The following is an 18,681-nucleotide window of genomic DNA, read 5'->3' as shown; positions in this document are numbered from 1 at the left end:
GCGTGGCGCGTGGTGGCACGAAAGTCCAAGCAGGGCCCCGTCGAAGCCATGGTCGTGTACACGACCATCTGCTCCAATGCGGGCCATGAGATCACCAACTTGGTTCAGAGCGGCGGCCGTTGCCGCCGTGCTCGGCCTGTTCGGGGCCCTCGCCGGGCCCGGCGGGGCGCGGGCGGCCGAAGCGGACGAGACGACCGTCGGCGATGTCACCGGCTTCTCCCACGACGGGAGCACCTACCGACTGACGGCCGGCAAGGCCGAGGCGCGCGTGAGTTTCGTGTCGGCCGAGACCTTCCGGATCGAGCTGGCCCCGGACGGAAGGTTCACCGACCCCACCGGCACGGACATCGTCCTGCCCCAGGGGGCGGCGCCCGCCACCCGCTGGCAGGACAAGGGCGACCGCTACGAGATGGCCACGGACAAGGTCACCCTGCGCGCCTACAAGTCACCGCTGCGCTTCGCCCTGTTGCGGGCCGACGGCACCACCGTCTGGTCCGAGACCAAGGGCCTGAGCTGGACCAAGGACACCACCACCCAGACCCTGGCGCGCGGCGCCGACGAGCAGTTCTACGGCGCGGGCATGCAGAACGGCCGGGGCAACACCTCGCACCGCGGCAAGAGCGTCGAGGTCGGCGTGGACTACGACTGGGAGGACGGCGGTCACCCCAACTCCGTGCCGTTCTACCTGTCTTCGGCGGGCTACGGCGTCTACCGCAACACGTACGCGCCGAACACGTACGCCTTCCAGGAGCCGGTGACGGCGAGCGCGAAGGAACAGCGCTTCGACGCCTACTATTTCGCCGGGACCGGCGCCAAGGGCGTCAAGGACGTCATCGGGCAGTACACCAAGCTGACCGGCAAGCCCTTCCTGCCGCCCCTGTACGGCCTGGAGATCGGCGACGCCGACTGCTATCTGCACAACGCCAACCGCGGTGAACGGCACACCCTCGACGCCCTGAAGGTCGCCGACGGCTACCTCGAGAACGACATGCCGAACGGCTGGATGCTGGTCAACGACGGCTACGGCTGCGGCTACGAGAACCTCGCCGAGGCCGCGACGGGCCTGCAGGACCGCAAGATGCAGCTCGGCCTGTGGACCGAGGACGGCATCGACAAGCTCGCCGACCAGGTCAAGGCCGGCCAGCGCGTCGCCAAGCTCGACGTGGCCTGGGTGGGCGACGGCTACAAGTTCGCACTCGACGGCTGCAAGGACGCGTACAAGGGAATCGAGGACAACAGCGGTGCGCGCGGCTTCACTTGGGCCCCGGAGAGCTGGGCCGGCGCCCAGCGCTGCGGCGTGCAGTGGTCCGGCGACCAGTCGGGCAGCTGGGAGAACATCCGCTTCCAGATCCCGACCTATGCGGGCGCCACGATGTCCGGCCTCGCCTACACGACGGGCGACGTCGACGGCATCTTCGGCGGCAGCGCCAAGACGTACACCCGCGACCTGCAGTGGAAGTCCTTCCTGCCCGCCGTGATGACGATGGACGGCTGGGCCGCCAGCGACAAGCAGCCCTTCCGGTACGGGGAGCCGTACACCGCCGTCAACCGCAAGTACCTCAAGCTCAAGGAATCACTGCTGCCCTACATGTACTCGTACGCGAACGAGGCGACGAAGACCGGCGTCGGGCCGGTCCGCCCGCTCGCGCTCGAATACCCCGAGGACCCGAAGGCCGCGACGGACGCCGCCAAGTACGAGTTCCTGACCGGCGAGGACTTCCTCGTCGCGCCCGTCTATGAGGACACGACCGTCCGCGACGGCATCTATCTGCCGAAGGGCACCTGGACCGACTACTGGAGCGGCCGCGTCTACGAGGGCCCGACCACCGTCGACCACTACAGCGCACCCCTCGACACCCTCCCCCTGTTCGTGAAGGCCGGGGCGAGCGTCCCGATGTGGCCGGGCATCCGCTCGTACGCGGACCGCACCGCCGGCTCCCCGCTGGCCTGGGACGTCTACCCCCAGGGCAAGTCGTCGTTCACGCTGTACGAGGACGACGGCGTCACCCGTCAGCACCGGGGCGGCAAATACGCCACCCAGCGCGCCGACGTCGAGGCCCCGCAGCGGGGCGCGGGCGACGTGTCCGTGCGGATCGGTGCGAGCAAGGGCGAGTTCGAGGGCAAGCAGACCTCGCGGCCGTACCGGTTCACCGTGCACACCGGCGACGCGCCGAGCGGTGTGGAGCTCGGCGACCGCGACCTGCCGCGCCTGACGTCGAAGGCCGCGTACGAGGCCGCCTCCCAGGGCTGGTGGTACGACAAGGACGACCGCGGTGGCGTCGTCCAGGTCAAGACGCCCGCGCTGCGCACCGACCGGCCCTTCGAGCTGGAGCTGGACGACACCAGCGCCATCGGCGGCGCGGTCCCCGGTGCCCAGGCCACCCTCGCCGCCCCCGCCGGGCAGGAGCTCGGCGCGGGAGTCGCCGGGAAGGTCGCCGTCGATGTCACGGCCGGCAGCAAGGACGCCACCGGTGTCCGGGTCGGCCTCGACGTCCCGGAAGGCTGGCAGGCGACGCCCGCCGCGACCGTCGAGCGCATTGCCGCCGGGACCACGAAGCGCGTCGAGGTGCAGGTCACCCCGGCCAAGGACGCGCGCCCCGGCGAGACCACGCTCACCGCGACCGCCCGCTATCGCGCGGCGGGGCAGGACCGCACCTCCGTACAACGGTTCGCGACCGCCGTCATGCCACCGCCACCGACCGCCGACACCTGGGCGAGCGACATGGTGTGGCTCAAGTCCGCCAACGGCTACGGCCCGCCGGAACGCGACCGCAGCAACGGTGAGTCGGGTGCCGAGGACGGACACACCCTGACGCTGGCCGGGAAGACGTACGAGAAGGGCATCGGCGGGCATGCCGACTCCGACATCGAGGTCTACGCCGGCGGCCGCTGCTCCAAGCTGACCGCCGACGTCGGCATCGACGACGAGATCAACGGCTATGGCGAGGTGGCCTTCTCCGTCGAGGCGGACGGCAAGGTGCTGTGGACCTCACCCAAGGTCACCGGGGCCTCGGAGACCGTGGCGGTGGATGTGGCGCTGGACGGTGCACGGCACGTACGGCTGAAGATCACCGATACGAATGGCTCCAAGAGCGGCGACCACGGGGACTGGGCAGCGGCGAAGTTCAGCTGTTCGTGAGTGCCGGGGCGCCCCGCAAGGGGCGCGGGGAACTGCGCGCCCAGCCACGAACGGCCCGCAGTTCCCCACCGGCCTCGCGCCTTACGGCGCCTTGGCGATCACCTCGTGGGCGAGCGCCACCAGGTCCGCGATCGCCGGGTGCCCGAGCCCGTCGCGCCAGGCCAGGACCACTGGCACGGTGGGGGCGTCCGCGAGCGGGCGGTAGACCAGGGAGGGGTGCGCGTGGTTGCTCGCGGTGGCCGAGGTCGTGACCCCCACGGCGCGGCCCGCGGCGATCGCCATCAGCCACTCGTCGGTGTTGGTGACCTCGATGGTCGAGGTGGGGCGGGCCGTCGGCGGCCACAGGGCCGGCGTCGTCGTGCCGGAGACGGTGTTGAGGGCGATCGGATACGCGGCGAGGTCCGCCAGGGTGACCCGGGGAAGCGCCGCCAGCGGGCTGTCCGTCGGCACGACCACCATGCGCTCCTCCATCAGGAGCAGCTCCGTACGAAGCCCCGCCGAGGTGACCGCGCCGCGCAGCAGGGCCGCGTCGACCTTGCCCTGGGTGAGGCCCGCCGCGCGGTCGTCGATGCGAAGGAGCTCCAGCGGGGTGCCCGGATGGGTCTCGTCCCAGCGGCGCAGCAACGGGATCGTGTGGTCGCCGAGCGCCGCCCAGGTGTGGCCCAGGCGCAGCGGCCAGCTGCGCAGTCCGTCGGGGTCCAGGGCGGTCTCGACGGCGGCGAGCGCGGCGGCGGCCTTCTCGCGGAAGGTACGGCCCTCGGCGGTCAGCTCCAGGTGGTGGGTGGAGCGGTCGACGAGACGCGCGCCCAGATGGCTTTCGAGCTGGCGCAGGGTGCGCGAGAGCGCGGGCTGGCCCACGTGCAGGCGGGTCGCGGCCCGGGTGACGTTGCCCTCCTCGGCGATGGCGAGGAAGGCGCGCAGATGCCGCAGCTCGATGGTCATGCCTCAAAAGCATAACCGCGCGGGGACCGGCATTTCACACGTGGCCCGGAGCTTCCTACCGTGAGGGCATGACATCCACCCCGGTGCACGGCTCAACCGCGGGGCCGGCCGCTTCGGCCGCCGCCACCGTGCCTGCTTCCGCCGCTTCCGCCGCACCCGCGTCGGCCTCGGCCTCCGCGTCGACCGAGGCCGCGCCGCTCGTCCAACGGCACGCCCCGGGGCGCGGCACCCTCGGCGGCGTCGGCCTGGTGCTCGCCGGGGCGGTGTCCGTCCAGTTCGGGTCGGCCTTCGCCGCGCTGCTGTTCCCGCGGGCCGGGGCGTTCGGCACGGTGGCGCTGCGGGTGACGCTGGCCGCGGTGCTGCTGCTCGTCGTCGTGCGGCCACGGCTGCGCGGCTACTCGCGCGGCGACTGGGCGGTGGCCTGTGGGTACGGCCTTGCCCTCGGCGGCATGAACATCCTCTTCTACCAGGCCCTCGACCGGATCCCGCTCGGCGCGGCGGTCACGATCGAAGTGCTCGGGCCGCTGCTCCTGTCCGTCGTCGTCTCGCGCCGCCCCGCCAGCCTGCTCTGGGCCGCGCTCGCCCTCGCCGGGGTCTATCTGCTCGGCAGCGGCGGCGACGGCTTCGGTGAACTCGACCTCGTGGGCGTGGCGTTCGCCCTTGCCGCCGGGGCGATGTGGGCGGCGTACATCGTGCAGGGCGGCCGTGCGGGCGCCCGCTTCCCCCGCCTGGACGGTCTCGCGATCGCGATGGCCGTCGCCGCGCTGGTCAGCCTGCCGTTGGGCATCGGCTCCGCGGGCGCGGCCCTGCTGGAACCAGGGGTGCTCGTCCTCGGCCTGGCCATCGCGGTGATGTCCTCGGGCGTGCCGTACACCTTGGAGCTGCTCGCCCTGCGCCGGCTGCCCGCGGCGACCTTCGCAGTCCTTGCGAGCCTGTCGCCCGCCCTGGCCGCCCTGGCGGGCTATCTGATCCTCGACCAGGGGCTGTCGCTGACGCAGTGCGCGGCGATCGCGCTGGTGGTCACGGCGAGCGTGGGTGCGGTGCGCATGACCAAGCGGTGAACCGGAGCGGCGGCCGCGCCGGGCGGGCCGGATCCCACCAGGGCCAGGCCCCGCCCACCGCGGCTTCTCGCTCGGCCAGGACCCGCCCACCGCGGCTGCCCGCTCAGCCCTCGCGCTCGTACCGCAGATACACGGCGCCCGAAGCGAAGGACCGCTGCTCGGCCAGGCGCAGCCTCAACTGCCCGGCGCCGACCGGGTAGTACGGCTTGCCGCCGCCCACCAGGACCGGCATCACATAGAGCCGGAACTCGTCGACCAGGTCGAGCAGCGAAGCGGCGAGCCCCGCCCCGCCCAGATCCAGATCGCCCTCGGAGTCCCGCTTGAGGCGCTCCACCGTGGCCACCGCCTCGTCGCTGCGCACCAGTTGGACGCCCGCCGGAACCTCGCGCAGGGTGTCGGAGAAGACGAACCTCGGCGTCGCCAGGTAGATCCGCGCGAACTCCGCCTCCACCTCGGGCAGATCGTCCTTGCGGGCGGCCGCCGTCCAGGGCTCCTCCATCGCCTCGTACATCCGCCGCCCGAACAGCATCGCCGAGGCCTCATGGGCCTGCTGGTTGGCCATCCGGTGCACTTCGGGATCCGGCGCGGAGAACTCGATGCTGCCGTCGCGGTCCTCGATGCAGCCGTCCAGCGACACCATCATCGAGTACAGGACCTTGCCCATGGCCGCTCCTGGGGGTCGTCGGGGGTGGTCGCCAGTGTGGACCGCGCGTCGCGCCGGAACTCGTCGACGGCCACCCCAGGCTCTCAACTCTGCCGCAACGGCGGCATCGGCAGCGGCACCCCGTACGCGGTCGCTCCCGCGCCGACCCCGCCCTCGCAGGTGTTCGGCGGCTGGGTGCCGAGCCCTCGCGAGGACGGCTTCTCGGCGGCCCAGAACATGTATCCGAGCATCCCGGAGCTGGTCCCCGCCCCCTTCGGCGCGACGCTCTGCACGAACGAACCTGTCGATTTCTGCAGGGAGCCCGCGAAGTTGTTGCACTCGGGCATGGGCGAGTTGCCGTACCCGATGTAGAGCCCGCCGGTGAACTTGGCGGGCGCGAGCGGCGGCACCGGCGGTGAGTACTGCGGCTTGCCGTCCACGTGTTCCTGCCAGTTGGCGATCGCGTTGCTGGTGGACGGCTGGCGGGCGGGCACCATGGCGTTGGCGTAGTCGAGGACCGGTGTGTCGGTACGCAGCCAGTCGGCGGTCGCCTTGCGGTTGATGCCGATCAGCCAGCGGTCGCCCGCGGCCGTGTCGATGGTGAGCCGGGCGGCGGGCTTGGCGCCGGTCGCGTCGTAGGCGTGCACGGAGCGGTAGGCCGTGATGAAGGACTGCAGCCCGGCCAGGTTCGGGTTGGTGTTCTGCTCGTAGTCGATCTCGATGCCGACACCGAGATCGCTCGCCACTGCGGCGGCGTTCAGGCCGAGTTGGGTGGCATTCTCGGCCAGGGCCGCGTCCCATTCGTCGGTGTACGTGATGCCGCCGACGGAGAGCATCACGCGCACCCCGCGCGAGGTGAAGTACTGCACGATGTCGCGGTTCATGCCCTTGGGGACGCCGTTCACCGTGGTGGCGTCGTTCGTACGGTGCAGCAGCTTCTGCGGTTCCACGAAGCTGAGGACGACCAGATTGACGGACGGCCGGCCGTCGCCCCGGTCGACGAGCCAGTGATTCATCGAGTCGAACTCGGCCACCGTACGCACCCGTCCCCAGATGCAGGCGTCGTCGCTGCAGTGCCACGCCCCGTAGACCTGGGGTGTGGTGGCGGCGCCGGGTTCGGCCGCCGCCGCGGCGGCCGGGGCGTACGGGACGAGCAGGGAGACCAGGAGCCCGAGCACGGCGAGAAGTCTGTGGCGCACAGGTACCTCCATGAAGGGAGGAGCAACGGCCGTGGGGGGCTCCGTCAGAATGGCAGGTACATACCAACCCGACAAGAAGTGGTGGCCCGCACCCCGTAAGCGGTCCGGGCTCGCCCGCTACGACAGAGCGGCGGCCAGGTCCCAGACGCGGACGACGCCGTCCCGGCCCCCGCTCAGGGCCACTTCGCGGCCTTCGAGCACGGTGGTGCACACCGTCTCGACGCTGCTGTGGTGTCCGGTCAGCGGGGCGCCGACGGCCTCGCCGGCGGCCAGGTCCCACAGGCGTACGGTCTCGTCCTTGCCGGCCGTGACCGCGAGGAGCCGGTCGGCGACGGTCGCGGTGTCCATGGCGAGGATGCTGTCCTCGTGGCCGGTGAGCGGCTCGTGCAGCGGGTCGCCGTCCTGGTCGCCGTCCTCGGGCAACTCCCATACGTACAGCTCCCCGGGCCCGCCGGCCGCGGTCACCAACGGGCGGGACCGGCCCGGACGGGCGGCCACGGAGACGGCCCAGATCCCGTCGTCGTACGGGCAGAACGACGCCAGTTGCTCGCTCCGGGACAGATCCCACACGTCCACGCTGTCGCCGCCGACCGCGAGCAGCGAGCGGCCCTCGACCCACGCCGAGGCCAGGGCGGTGATGTCGTACTGCTCGCAGGGCAGTTCCTGCGGGGGAGTGCGGCCCGAGGCGTCCCACACCTGGAGCAGACCCACGTACTGCGAGCCGGTCACGAAACGCGCCGGGCCCGCGCCGCGCACGGTGGTCACCGCCCCACTGTACGGCTGGCCGTAGGTCGTCCCGCGCAGCAGCTCGCCGCTCGCCAAGTCCCAGAGCGCGGGCGCCTGTTCGTCATCGCCGGCCGCGAGGACCACCCGCCCGTCGACGACGGTCGCGGCCACCTTGTCGATCTCGTTCTCGGCGTCGGGGTACTGCGCGGCGAGCGGGTCCCCGGTGAAGGCGTACGTCAACGGCCGCTTCTGCCAGACGTCCCGCAGCGGATCCCAGGTCCACGCGGCCCCGTAGAAGTCGGCGCACACCACCAGCGGGCCGTGGCCCGTGTCGACCACCGTGAGGTCGGAGACCGGGTTCTCGGACGGTATGGGGCTGCTCAGCAGGAGCCGTGCGTCAGACATGCGGCGAGAGTAGTGGTCCGCACTGACACCGCCGCTCCTCTCATTCCTCGAATCATTCCTCGAAGTCGAGATTCCATGGCTCGGGAAGCAGGAGTGTCCCGCCGAGGGTGTCGGTGGTGGGCACTTCGCTCCCCACGGTCTCGAAGCGGAAGCCGTCCACCCAGACCTTCCCGCGCCCCGCCAGAATCACGCCGAACGCGACTTCGAGGCTGTCGGCGGCGACGTCGAGGACGGTGCTGTACTCGCGCCAGTCGGTCGTGCCCGTGATGGGGCGATCGGCCATGTTGTCGAAGGCGGAGGAGATGTGCTCGGTGCCGTCCACCCGCATCCACAGCGCGGCCCACCTGACGTCCTGGGTCCTGACGAAGGCCGACATGCGGATGCGCCGACCGCGCATCGTCACCGAGCTGACGCTCTGCATCAAGGTGCCGAATCCCCGCGCGTCCACCTGCGCCTCGACGCACGCGCTCCCGCTGCCGCTGTGTGCGACGGTCCGGTCGATCGTCATCTGGTAGTCGTCGGGCCTGCTGCCGCGCCGCCGCCAGCCGGCGATCTCCGTCTGCTGGCCTCCGCTCACGCTGCCCCCGGCCAACGTCGCGGTCTCCGCACGCACCCGGTCCGCCTCGGCCCGCAGCTTGGCCGTCTCGGCCCTGAGCTTCTCCCGGTTCCCGAGAAACGTCACCAGGGAGACCAACGCCCCACCGCACAGGGCGGCTCCCAGCCCCACCAGGGCGTCTTGGCTCATCGCGTTCCCTCCCTGTGCCGGCACCGCTGTCGGGCGCGCCGAGCGTGAGGAATCGACCATGTTCGCATCGGGCTCCCCGGCAAAGTGGCGGAATCGGAACATTGGTCATCGCCTCACGCGCTCCTCCCTAGCCTGGCCGGAAGGGCTGGTCAATCGCGCCGTACGCACACCTCGGAGAGCTGATGGAACCCGCCGTGATCGGTGCTCGGCTGGCGTCGAGCATCGTGGCCCCCTTGGTCAGAAAGCTGTTCCTGTGCGAGGGCGCCGGAGCCGACCTGGTCGACGAGCCGATCCGCGTCTCCCGGCTCGTGTCCTTCCAGGGCGAGAAGCGGACGCTCAACGACAAGGACCTGCAGAAGATCGCCTACGAGCTGGTCAGGCGTGCGGCCCACTCGACGGGGCTCGAGGAACTGCTGCCGTCGTTCGAGAAGCAGGCCGTCATCCATGCCGTCGCGGATTCCCTGCGCTCCTTGGGGACGCTCGACATGGAAGACGTACAAGCCGTACGCCTGGGCCATCTCGAGCTCTCGCAGCACCTGCGGGCCCAGAACAGAACCGCCACCCTCGGCCTGTCCGGCGACGCCATCGCGCTGCACGCCCGTGTGGTGGACACCGCATGCCTGCACATCCTGCACTTCTTCACCCAGCGGTCCACCTTCGTACCGCGCACCCTGCTCCAACAGAGCCGCAACATCGAGGAGTTGAAGCGAAAGATCGACTCCCTGGTCGCCCGGGAACCGTCTCCGGCGGACGGCCCCTTCGAAGAGCGCTATGCGCGCTACATCGCGGACAAGCACGGCAAGCTGAGCATCTTCGGCCTCGACCTGTCGGGGGCGCCGGAGAACTGGCGGCTCGATGTGGCCTACCTCAGCCTGGACGTGGTCGGAGACGCGCTGAACGCGATGACCACGCTCGTCTCGGCCGATCACGTGCTCGCCGGCCGCAATCGCGTCCTCTTGAGGGGTGTTGCCGGCTCGGGCAAGACCACCCTCGTGCAGTGGCTGGCGGTCTCCACCGCGAAGAAGTCCGTCGACGAACACCTGCTGTACCTCTACGGACTTGTGCCCTTCGTGCTGCCGTTGCGCACGCTCACCCGCAGTGGCGCCGCGCTCCCCGCCCCGGACGGGTTTCTGTCCGCGGTGGACTGCCCCATCGCCGGTATGCAGCCTCCCGGCTGGATCGACAGAGTGCTGCAGGCGGGCCGTGGGCTGGTCCTGATCGACGGCATCGACGAGGTTCCGGCCGGTGACCGCAACGATGCCCGCCGGTGGCTCCAGGAACTCCTCAGCGCCTACCCGGGCAATCGGTGGCTCGTCACCTCCAGGCCGTCGGCCGTACGCGAACGCTGGTTGACGGAGGACGACTTCGCCGAGCTGGACCTCGCGCCCATGCAGCAGGACAACATCGCCGAGTTCATCAAGCGTTGGCACCGGGCGGCCGGCCTGAGCGACCAGTACGCCACGGAGCTCCTGCGGACCGTCCGGGCCAAGCAGGACCTGAGCAAACTCGCCACCAACCCGTTGATGTGCGGCCTGATCTGCGCACTGCACCAGGACCGTCGTGGCTATCTTCCGGAGGGCCGCAAGGAGATCTACGACGCGGCGCTGTCCATGCTGCTCTTCCGGCGCGACCGCGAGCGGGGCGTGGACAAGTCCGGGCCGATCCAGATCAGCGAGGCCGAGCACATCCAGCTGATCCAGAAGCTGGCCTATTGGATGATCCGCAACGGCCGTTCCGAGATGAACCGCACCGATGCCGTGGAACTCCTGCGACGCGTCCTGCCGTCGATGCCCAGGGTCTTCGAGCAGGGCACGCCTCAGGAGGTGTACCAGCATCTGCTCGTCCGCAGCGGTCTGCTCCGGGAGCCGAGTCCGGAATCCATGGACTTCATTCACCGCACCTTCCAGGACTACCTGGGGGCCAAAGCGGCGGTCGAGGACCTCGATTTCGACTTCCTCATCGCCAATGCCCATCTGGACCAGTGGGAGGACGTCATCAGAATGGCCGTCGCACACGCGCGGCCCACCGAACGGACCCGCCTGCTCACCGGCCTCGTCAGCCGCAAGGACACCTCGCCGCAGGGACTGAACCGGCTCCATCTCCTCGCCGCCGCCTGCCTGGAGCACGCAACCGAATTGAACCCCTCGGTGCGGGCCGAAGTGCAGGACAGGGCCGCCGCGCTGATCCCGCCGCGTTCGGCGGACCAGGCCCGTGCGCTGGTCTCGGTGGGGGCGGTCGTCCTCGACCTGCTGCCCGGGCCCCGCGTGCTGCCGCCCCACCCGAGCCGACCGGAGAGCGTCGACCCTCCTGCGGAGCGTGCCAGGAAGCAAGCCATGCTGGATGCCTATCAGGCCGTGGCCGACGAAGCCTATTTCACGGTGCTTTCGGCCACCCGGATCGGGACCGACGCCTCGATCGACGTGTTGGTCCAGTATCGCGACCACCCGGACCTGCGCGTGCGCACGGAACTCGCCCAGGCATGGAGCAGATACGACACCGGCCTGTACGGCGAGGAAGTGATCGCGCACTTGGTGGAGGACGACCTCTACTTCACCGTGTCGAAGCTGCGCGAGCTGGAGACGCTGCGGGACTTCGGCGGGCGCTCGCGGATCAAGGTCTCCGGCGAATTCACCGTTGCGGACTTCGTCAACGCCTGCCGCAGAGAGCCCCTCACGCACCTGTGGGTCGAGGCCGACATGGGCCGCACCTGGGGCTGGCTGAGCATGTTCCCCCGCCTGCAGGAGCTCACCATCGAGACGCTCCACGCACACATCGACCTCAGCACGATCCAGCTGCCGCCTTCCCTGCGCACCATCCGTGTGCCGGAGGGTGTCGCGCTCTCCGGTGCCGCCCGGCTGCCGCAGTCGGTGGACATCGTGCACGAACGCCTGGGCGCCGTCTGAACGGACGGGCGGACGAGTGGCGGGTGGCGAGTGGCCAGTGGACCAGCGACGCTTTCCGGTCGATGCGGGCCGTCGCAAGCGGAAAGTCGATCTGAGTAATCGCAGGTCAGGCAGTGGTGTTCGCTTGAACTACCGCACATCGTCCATATGTTGGACGTCAAGACTCGGGTGCGCAGCCGCTGGCCGGGCGGGGTGATCGCCCGCTCCGGGTCCGAGCATCGGACAGTCGCGTCCGGTAATCGACCATCGATTGGCACTCACTCTCCGCAGGGGCAAGACTCCAGTCCGCAACGACCGCCGAGCGCGCCCGGCAGGCGCCACAAGCGCCGCCGTACGCGCCCGGCAGGCACGGATGAGCACCCGCATCGAAGGAGAGGCAACACCATGCGCCGCATAGTGAAGACCATCGGCACCGCCGCCACCGTGGCCGGCTGCCTGCTGGCCGCGAGCACCGCCACCGCCCAGGCCCAGACGCCCCGGCCCACCGGGCTCTACGCCCCGTCCGACCTGGTCCTCGCCGTCGGCCAGGGCGACGACCCCGCCACGGCCACCGTCGAGCGCGCCGTCACGTTGACCTGTGCGCCCCGCGCGGGCGGCACCCACCCCGCGGCGGAGGCGGCCTGCGCCGAACTCACGCTGGCGGAAGGGCAGTTCGACGACCTGGCCGCGCCCGCGCCGCACGCCCTGTGCACCAAGGAGTGGAACCCGGTCCACCTCACCGCCGACGGCGTGTGGCAGGGCAGACGCGTCGCCTGGACCACCACCTTCGCCAACCCCTGCGAGATGCGGGCCGCCCTGACCGACAGCGCGGCGCTCAGCTTCTGACGCCGACCTCGACCTGGGCGCAGCCTCCGGCGCGCCCTCCGATTCGCCGGCCCTTCGTGGGGGAGGGCAGCGAAGAGATGGCGCCGGTCACCCGGACCGCCATCGCGGGGCCGTGGCCTCCCCGCGTCCGCTGACTCCCGGACGTGCGGGCGGCCCGGCCCCACCTCATGCGCCGCGTGTGGGGCGAGCGGTGCAGGCAGGACGCCCGGCGCGCGGTCCGCACCGTGGCCGAATCGCCGAAGCCGGAAAACGCCGCCCGGGCGCCGCGGCAGATCCGTGCCGACGCCGCATGGGAACCTGGCTCCGGCGGGGGGCCGCCCCTACTGGGGCACGACGTTGAAGGGGCCGCCGCGATGGCACGCACGACACGCACCACACCTACGACAGGTACGGCACCTACGGCAGGTTCGACACGTACGGCGCAGGAAGTGCTCGACGCGATCCGCACCGAACTCGCCCCGTCCGCCACGGAGAACCGGCTCGTGCCACAGCTCTCCGCAGGCACGGCGAACCGCGCCGCACTCTGTGCCCTCGCGCTGGAGCAGCGGCACATCATCGCCGCCGACCAACGCGCCTTCGCCCACCTCGCGCAACGCTCCCTCGCCCAGGACCGCACCGCGGCCGCTGCCTTCTTCGCCGCCCTCGCGGAGGGCGAGACGATCGCCGCACGCCATCTGGACGCCCTGGCCGCCGGCTGCGGTCTCGACGACACCGCCCGCGCGACCTACGAGCCGCGGCCCGGCTGCCAGGCCTACCCCTCGTACGTCGCCTGGCTCGCCCTGAACAGCGAACCGGCCGGCGCAGTGCTCGCCCTGACCGCCAACTTCGCCGCATGGGGCGGCTCTTGTGCGGCGATCGCGACGGGGCTGCGTACGCACTACGGCTTCGCCGACGAGGCCTGCGCCTTCTTCGACTTCTTCGCCCAGCCGGCCCCCGACCTCGACGAGCAGGGCGCGGCCGCCGTCCAGGAGGCCCTGGACGGCGGCCATCTCGACGAGGCCGCCGCGCTGCGCCAGGGGCGACTGCTGCAGGGCTACGAGGCGCTGTTCTGGGACACCCTCGCCGAACTCGCCTGAGGACTCCTCTGGCCCTCGTGATCGAATGGCCTCGGACACCGCACCCCGGGAAGGGACCCCGTAGCCATGCCGACAGCCATCCCCGTGCCCGACAACTGGCGCCCGCTGTTCGGCGATTGGGACGAACTCCGCCACGGCTACCACGCCGGAGACAAGGACGAGACGGTGCGCGACTGCGTCCGCCGGCTCGCGGCGGTGGCGGCGCGGCCCGCAGGGGAGCCGCTGCTGTTCTGGACGCTGGGCGCGCTGATGCTCACCCCCTATGTGGCGTTCGGCGAGCCGGGTGCGGGAGTCGAGGACGAGGTAGTCGACGCGCTGAGCGCAGTCGCGCGCGGCGGCGAGGACGGCCGGGCCTGCGCGCACGACTGGCATCCGTACGAGGCCGACGTGGACGAGCTCCTCGAGCACCTTCCCGCCACCCTCGACGTGCTGGCCGCCCCGCTGGAGGCGGCCCTCGACGACCTGCTTCCGGAAGACCTGCTCCCCGAGGGATACCTGGACGAACTCGACGACGAGGAAGCCGAACCCGCGAAGCTCTCCGGGCCGGAGCTCCTGGCCCGCTGGCAGTGCCCGGACACGGCACCCGGATTCGCCCTCGCCGCCCTCGACTACCTGGGCGCGACCGTCCGCTGACCGGCGGACCCGCGGCGGGGCACGGACAGGACCGGACTACCCACGGTGAGCCGTGGATAGGTTGGAAAGGTGACCACACAGCCCCCCGCCCCCGGCGCCGAATCGCGCATCCCCACCATCGACCTGAGCGCATGGCTCTCCGGCGACCGCGCCGCTCGCGCGGCCATCGCCCAGACCGTCGACCGAGCCCTGCGGAGCGCCGGATTCCTGCTGGTGCGCGGCCACGGCGTCGACCCGGAGCTGCGGGCCCGCATCCGGGACGTGGCCCGCGGCTTCTTCCACCTCCCGGCCCCGGCCAAGGACGCGTACGCGGTCAAGGTCGGCGGCCGTGGCTGGCTGGGCCCGGGCGCCGAGGCCAACGGCTATGCGGAGGGCACCGAGACCCCGCCGGACCTGAAGGAATCCCTGTCCTTCGCCGCCGACGAGCCGACCGGGAATCCTGCCGTGGACGCCGAGTGGTTCCTGCCCAACGCCTGGCCGGGGGAGGCGCCGGAACTCAAGGATCTGGTGGAGACGTATCTGACGCAGATGCGCAGCCTCTCCGACCGGCTCCTGGAACTCCTCGGCGTCGCCCTCGGTGAGGACGAGGACTTCTTCACCCGGCACACCGGGCACCCCACGTGGGGGTTCAACATCAACTGGTATCCGGGCACGGAGCGGGTCGGCCCGCCGCTCGCCGGACAGTTCCGGATCGGCCCGCACACCGACTTCGGGACCGTCACGGTCCTCGACCGGCAGCGCGGCAAGGGCGGGCTGCAGGTCTTCACCGACGACGGGGGCTGGGAGGACGCACCGTTCGACCCGGACGCCTTCACCGTGAACATCGGTGATCTGATGGCGCGTTGGAGCGGCGAACGGTGGAGCTCGGGCCGCCACCGCGTGCTGCCGCCGCCGTCCGACGCGCCGGCCGAGGAGCTGATGTCCCTCGTCTACTTCTACGAGTGCGATCCGGGCACCTCGGTGCGCGGCCTCGACTCCCACACGTATCTGCGGGGACAGCTCGACGCGATCACCTCGTCCTAGGGGTGTCCCCCCTCTGGTCGGCCGTGCCGGGCATCACCCCGCCAGGTCGTTCGCCGCGATGTGTCCGAAGGTCATGGCCGGGCCGATGGTGGAGCCGGCGCCCGCGTAACTGTGGCCCATCACCGCGGCGCTGGCGTTCCCGGCGGCGTACAGGCCGGAGATGACCGAGCCGTCCGGGCGCAGCACGCGCGCCCGGGCGTCGGTCAGCATCCCGCCCTTCGTGCCGAGGTCCCCGGGGACGATCTTCAGGGCGTAGAACGGGGCAAGCCACAGCGGGGCCAGACAGGAGTTGGGGGTGATGGCGGGGTCGGTGTAGTAGTGGTCGTACGCGCTGTCGCCGCGCCGGAAGTCGGTGTCCTTGCCGTTCCTGGCAAGGGAGTTGAAGCGGTTGACGGTGGCTTTGAGGGCGGCCGACGGGACGCCGATCCGGGTGGCCAGCTGATCGAGGGTCCAGGCCTTGTGAGCGGCGCCCGAGTCGTACCAGGAGTCGGGGAAGACGAACGTCGGAGAGATGTCCTTGAACAGATAGCGGTTGCGGTAGTTCTGGTCGACGATCAGCCACGCCGGGATGTCGGGCGCCGTGGGGTTCTTGTCGTACATGACGTGGACGACATCGCTGTACGGAGCCGCCTCGTTGACGAAGCGGGCGCCCGCCTGATTGATCAACAGGCCGCCGGGCAACGTGCGTTCGGCCAGGCAGAAGTACGGCTCGCCCGGCAGCGGGATCGCCGGACCCCACCACGCGTCGTCCATCAGCCCGAGTGCGGCTCCGGCCCGCGCGCCCGCGCGGATGCCGTCACCGGTGTTCTCCTTGGCGCCCACGGTCCAGTCCGTGCCGATCGGCTGGCGCTGGTACTGGGCGCGCATGGCCGCGTTGTGCTCGAAGCCGCCCGAGCCGACGACGACCCCACGGCGCGCCTTGACCAGGGCGGGCGCACCGCCCTGGGTGACGACAACCCCGCGCGCGGCGCCGTTCTCGAAGTGGAGGTCGGTGAGCGGGGTGTTCAGCCAGAGGGGGACGCCGGCCGCAAGCAGCCCCGCGCGCAGCCCGCCGGCCAGGGCCTGGCCCATGGTCAGCGGCTTCTCGCCGTGCAGCGCGGCCTTGGTGCCGCGCGCCAGACACTCGGTGGCGACGGCGAGGCCCTTCGCGCTGACTGCCGACAGGGTGAGCCACTTGTAGTCCGCGCTGAACACGACCATGCCCGAAGGGACCGTCATATAGGCCGGGTTGAGGCGGGCGAGCTCGGCGCCGAGGATGTTCCCGTCGAGCTGGTCCGGCTCGATGGACCGGCCCATCGGGAGCCCGCCGGGCAGCTCCGGGTAGTAGTCGCTGTACCCGTCCATCCAGCGGAAGCGCAGCGGGCTGTTCGCCATGACGAAGGAGAGCATGCCGGGCCCGTGTTCGAGGAACGCCCGCTGCCGGTCCGCCGGTACCTCGTCGCCCACGACCGCCGCGAGATAGGTCGCGGCCTTCTGCGGGGTGTCCGGCACTCCGGCGCCCAGGATCACCTGGTTGTTGGGGATCCAGATGCCCGCGCCCGACCGGGCCGCCGAACCGCCGTACGTCGCCGCCTTCTCCACGATCACGCAGCTCAGGCCGCGCTTCGCCGCGGTGAGCGCGGCGGTCATCCCGGCCGCCCCGGCGCCCACGACCACGACGTCGTACTCCCCGAGGACAGGCAACGCGGCCCCGGCCGCGACCGAGGGAAGTCCGGCGACGGCCAGCGAGGCGCCGGTCGCGCCGATGACCTGACGACGGGTGGGGCGGAGGCGGGCGGACCTGGGTCTGACGGGGTCTGCGGCTCCGGTGCTTTCGGGCATGACGGATCGCTCCTGCGAGGTGAGTCCTGCGGGGTGGGTCCTGAGAGGTGAGGGGGAAGCGGGGAGTGCTGCGGCGCGCGAAGCGGGGAGGGCCGGGCGGCACTGGTTCTGATGCCGCGTCAGGGAATGTCGCGCGAGGGTCTTGGGAAGTCAAGGCCCGTCCGCATGCGGAACGCCACCTCTCACGAAAGGAGTTGGCGGCGCGGACGGGCCCGGGATTTCCGGACCGGGGTGGGTCACCCCGCGGCCGGCGGCGCCGTGCTCTCCCGAGGCTCCAGGTGCGGAAGCTCGGCCTGGATGCTGCGGACCGGGCCGCCGTCCAGGCGGTCGAGCAGTTCCTGGGCGGCGAGGCGGCCGAACCCCGAGGTGTCGCGGACCAGGGCGGTGAGGCGGGGGTGGGTCACCCGGCACAGGGCCGAGTCGTCCCAGGCCACGATGGACAGCCGGTCCGGCACCTGGATGCCGCGCTCGGCGGCGACGGCCGAGCCCGCGACCGCCATCACGTCGTTGTCGAAGACGATCGCGGTGGGCGGCTCCGGCTCGTCCAGGATGCGGCGGGTCGCCTCGGCGCCCTCCGCGTCGGAGTAGTCGGTGGTCACCGAGCGGATGCCGTGCAGGCCGAGGCGGGCCGCCTCGGTACGCAGCGAGCGGATCCGGCGTTCGGTGTGGGCGAGGCCCGGCATCCCCGCGACGTGCACGATGCGGCGATGGCCGAGGCCGTGCAGATGGGCGAGGACGGAGGCCATGGCGGCGGAGTCGTCGGCCCACACGGAGGACACGTGCGGGGTGTCCTCGCCGGGGGCGGGCGCACCGATGACGACCGCGGTCAGGTCGAGGGAGGCGAGGAGTTCGGGGCGGGGGTCGTGGGCGCGCGGGTCGACGACCAGCACGCCGTCGACGCGCTTCTCGGCCCACCACCGCTTGTACACCGCACACTCGGTGTCGATGTCCTCGACGACCTGGAACAGCAGCGCGACCTTCCGGGCGGCGAGCACTTCCTGGACGCCGGAGACGAGCTGGAGGAAGAACGACTCGACGCCCAAGGTGTGCGCGGGCCGCGCAAGGACCATCCCGACGCAGCCCGAGCGCTCCCCGGACAGGGCCCGGGCGGCGCTGTTGGGCTGCCAGCCCAGCTCCTCGGCCACCCGGTTGATCCGGTCCCTGGTGCCCTGCGACACGCCGGGCCGGCCGTTCAGGGCGAAGGAGACCGCGCTCTCGGACACGCCCGCGCGACGTGCGATGTCCTTGATCGTGGGCCTGCGCGCGGGAGTTGTCCTGGCGCCGTCGCCCGGCGGTGGCGGTGTCATCGTGGCGGCTCCCCGTGCGGTCCGTGCTCCTGGCTCCGGGCCGGCCTCGCGGCCGGCCCGGCTGCACACTTCGCTGTCGTCGTGGTCGATGGTGTCTCCGGTACGCCCAACAGGTACTGCCCGTCCGCCACTTGGACGGCGGCGGTGACGGTGACGGCCGGACCGGGACCGTGGGCGCTACGACCCTGGCACACGGCCTCGGTCCCGCGCACCTGACTGCGCAGAGCGTTGCG

At 71.4% G+C, this 18,681-nt stretch carries 14 protein-coding genes; 7 read left to right on the top strand and 7 right to left on the bottom strand.

Annotated features, from left to right (window positions below; genetic code table 11):
- Window positions 1-85 precede the first annotated feature (85 nt).
- Complete coding sequence (locus OG430_RS05500) at window positions 86-3,139, top strand: NPCBM/NEW2 domain-containing protein (RefSeq protein ID WP_327351270.1); 3,054 nt, start codon at window positions 86-88, stop codon at window positions 3,137-3,139.
- An 81-nt stretch (window positions 3,140-3,220) separates the two neighbouring features.
- Here the strand turns inward: OG430_RS05500 and OG430_RS05495 are convergent, their stop codons facing one another.
- Window positions 3,221-4,081, bottom strand: a complete 861-nt coding sequence (locus tag OG430_RS05495; RefSeq protein ID WP_327351269.1) for a LysR family transcriptional regulator — start codon at window positions 4,079-4,081, stop codon at window positions 3,221-3,223.
- Window positions 4,082-4,149: 68 nt separating this feature from the next.
- Here OG430_RS05495 and OG430_RS05490 point away from each other — a divergent pair, with 68 nt between their 5' ends.
- Window positions 4,150-5,142, top strand: a complete 993-nt coding sequence (locus OG430_RS05490) for an EamA family transporter (RefSeq protein WP_327351268.1) — start codon at window positions 4,150-4,152, stop codon at window positions 5,140-5,142.
- Window positions 5,143-5,245: 103 nt separating this feature from the next.
- On the opposite strand, the gene OG430_RS05485 is transcribed toward OG430_RS05490, so the two are convergent.
- The 4 genes from OG430_RS05485 to OG430_RS05470 all read right to left on the bottom strand — a co-directional run bounded on the left by OG430_RS05485 (window position 5,246) and on the right by OG430_RS05470 (window position 8,860).
- Window positions 5,246-5,806 carry a dihydrofolate reductase family protein gene (locus tag OG430_RS05485; protein ID WP_327351267.1) on the bottom strand — a complete coding sequence of 187 codons (561 nt, stop codon included), beginning with the start codon at window positions 5,804-5,806 and terminating at the stop codon, window positions 5,246-5,248.
- Between the two features lie 83 nt (window positions 5,807-5,889).
- On the bottom strand, window positions 5,890-6,984 hold the full coding sequence (locus OG430_RS05480) for a hypothetical protein (protein WP_327351266.1): 1,095 nt from the start codon (window positions 6,982-6,984) through the stop codon (window positions 5,890-5,892).
- A gap of 117 nt (window positions 6,985-7,101) precedes the next feature.
- Complete coding sequence (locus OG430_RS05475; RefSeq protein ID WP_327351265.1) at window positions 7,102-8,115, bottom strand: WD40 repeat domain-containing protein; 1,014 nt, start codon at window positions 8,113-8,115, stop codon at window positions 7,102-7,104.
- A gap of 52 nt (window positions 8,116-8,167) precedes the next feature.
- Window positions 8,168-8,860 carry a hypothetical protein gene (locus tag OG430_RS05470; protein ID WP_327351264.1) on the bottom strand — a complete coding sequence of 231 codons (693 nt, stop codon included), beginning with the start codon at window positions 8,858-8,860 and terminating at the stop codon, window positions 8,168-8,170.
- A gap of 182 nt (window positions 8,861-9,042) precedes the next feature.
- Here OG430_RS05470 and OG430_RS05465 point away from each other — a divergent pair, with 182 nt between their 5' ends.
- From OG430_RS05465 to OG430_RS05445, 5 genes are all read left to right on the top strand, one after another.
- A complete protein-coding gene (locus tag OG430_RS05465; protein WP_327351263.1) occupies window positions 9,043-11,763 on the top strand; it encodes an NACHT domain-containing protein in 2,721 nt (906 codons plus the stop codon).
- 384 nt (window positions 11,764-12,147) lie between these two features.
- A complete protein-coding gene (locus OG430_RS05460; protein WP_327351262.1) occupies window positions 12,148-12,588 on the top strand; it encodes a subtilase-type protease inhibitor in 441 nt (146 codons plus the stop codon).
- Between the two features lie 353 nt (window positions 12,589-12,941).
- Entirely contained in the window at window positions 12,942-13,664 is a 723-nt protein-coding gene (locus tag OG430_RS05455) for a transcriptional regulator (RefSeq protein ID WP_327351261.1), read from the top strand.
- A 66-nt stretch (window positions 13,665-13,730) separates the two neighbouring features.
- On the top strand, window positions 13,731-14,297 hold the full coding sequence (locus tag OG430_RS05450; protein WP_327351260.1) for a hypothetical protein: 567 nt from the start codon (window positions 13,731-13,733) through the stop codon (window positions 14,295-14,297).
- A gap of 69 nt (window positions 14,298-14,366) precedes the next feature.
- Window positions 14,367-15,320 carry an isopenicillin N synthase family dioxygenase gene (locus OG430_RS05445; protein WP_327351259.1) on the top strand — a complete coding sequence of 318 codons (954 nt, stop codon included), beginning with the start codon at window positions 14,367-14,369 and terminating at the stop codon, window positions 15,318-15,320.
- Window positions 15,321-15,353: 33 nt separating this feature from the next.
- On the opposite strand, the gene kstD is transcribed toward OG430_RS05445, so the two are convergent.
- Window positions 15,354-17,141, bottom strand: a complete 1,788-nt coding sequence (gene kstD / locus OG430_RS05440; protein WP_327351258.1) for a 3-oxosteroid 1-dehydrogenase — start codon at window positions 17,139-17,141, stop codon at window positions 15,354-15,356.
- A gap of 236 nt (window positions 17,142-17,377) precedes the next feature.
- Window positions 17,378-18,448: a LacI family DNA-binding transcriptional regulator gene (locus OG430_RS05435; RefSeq protein ID WP_327351257.1), complete on the bottom strand. Its 1,071-nt coding sequence runs from the start codon at window positions 18,446-18,448 to the stop codon at window positions 17,378-17,380.
- Window positions 18,449-18,681: the final 233 nt, after the last annotated feature.

Origin of the sequence: Streptomyces sp. NBC_01304 (assembly GCF_035975855.1) — a bacterium.
GTDB lineage: Bacteria > Actinomycetota > Actinomycetes > Streptomycetales > Streptomycetaceae > Streptomyces.
Note: the sequence above shows the minus strand (reverse complement) of the source record. Positions and strands in the feature narration are given on the sequence as shown.

Bases quoted from the DNA above. Each gene is read 5' to 3' on its own strand.
- OG430_RS05500 (WP_327351270.1), top strand. From the start codon at position 86: ATGAGATCACCAACTTGGTTCAGAGCGGCGGCCGTTGCCGCCGTGCTC.
- OG430_RS05495 (WP_327351269.1), bottom strand. From the start codon at position 4,081: ATGACCATCGAGCTGCGGCATCTGCGCGCCTTCCTCGCCATCGCCGAG.
- OG430_RS05490 (WP_327351268.1), top strand. From the start codon at position 4,150: ATGACATCCACCCCGGTGCACGGCTCAACCGCGGGGCCGGCCGCTTCG.
- OG430_RS05485 (WP_327351267.1), bottom strand. From the start codon at position 5,806: ATGGGCAAGGTCCTGTACTCGATGATGGTGTCGCTGGACGGCTGCATC.
- OG430_RS05475 (WP_327351265.1), bottom strand. From the start codon at position 8,115: ATGTCTGACGCACGGCTCCTGCTGAGCAGCCCCATACCGTCCGAGAAC.
- OG430_RS05470 (WP_327351264.1), bottom strand. From the start codon at position 8,860: ATGAGCCAAGACGCCCTGGTGGGGCTGGGAGCCGCCCTGTGCGGTGGG.
- OG430_RS05465 (WP_327351263.1), top strand. From the start codon at position 9,043: ATGGAACCCGCCGTGATCGGTGCTCGGCTGGCGTCGAGCATCGTGGCC.
- OG430_RS05460 (WP_327351262.1), top strand. From the start codon at position 12,148: ATGCGCCGCATAGTGAAGACCATCGGCACCGCCGCCACCGTGGCCGGC.
- OG430_RS05455 (WP_327351261.1), top strand. From the start codon at position 12,942: ATGGCACGCACGACACGCACCACACCTACGACAGGTACGGCACCTACG.
- OG430_RS05450 (WP_327351260.1), top strand. From the start codon at position 13,731: ATGCCGACAGCCATCCCCGTGCCCGACAACTGGCGCCCGCTGTTCGGC.
- kstD (WP_327351258.1), bottom strand. From the start codon at position 17,141: ATGCCCGAAAGCACCGGAGCCGCAGACCCCGTCAGACCCAGGTCCGCC.
- OG430_RS05435 (WP_327351257.1), bottom strand. From the start codon at position 18,448: ATGACACCGCCACCGCCGGGCGACGGCGCCAGGACAACTCCCGCGCGC.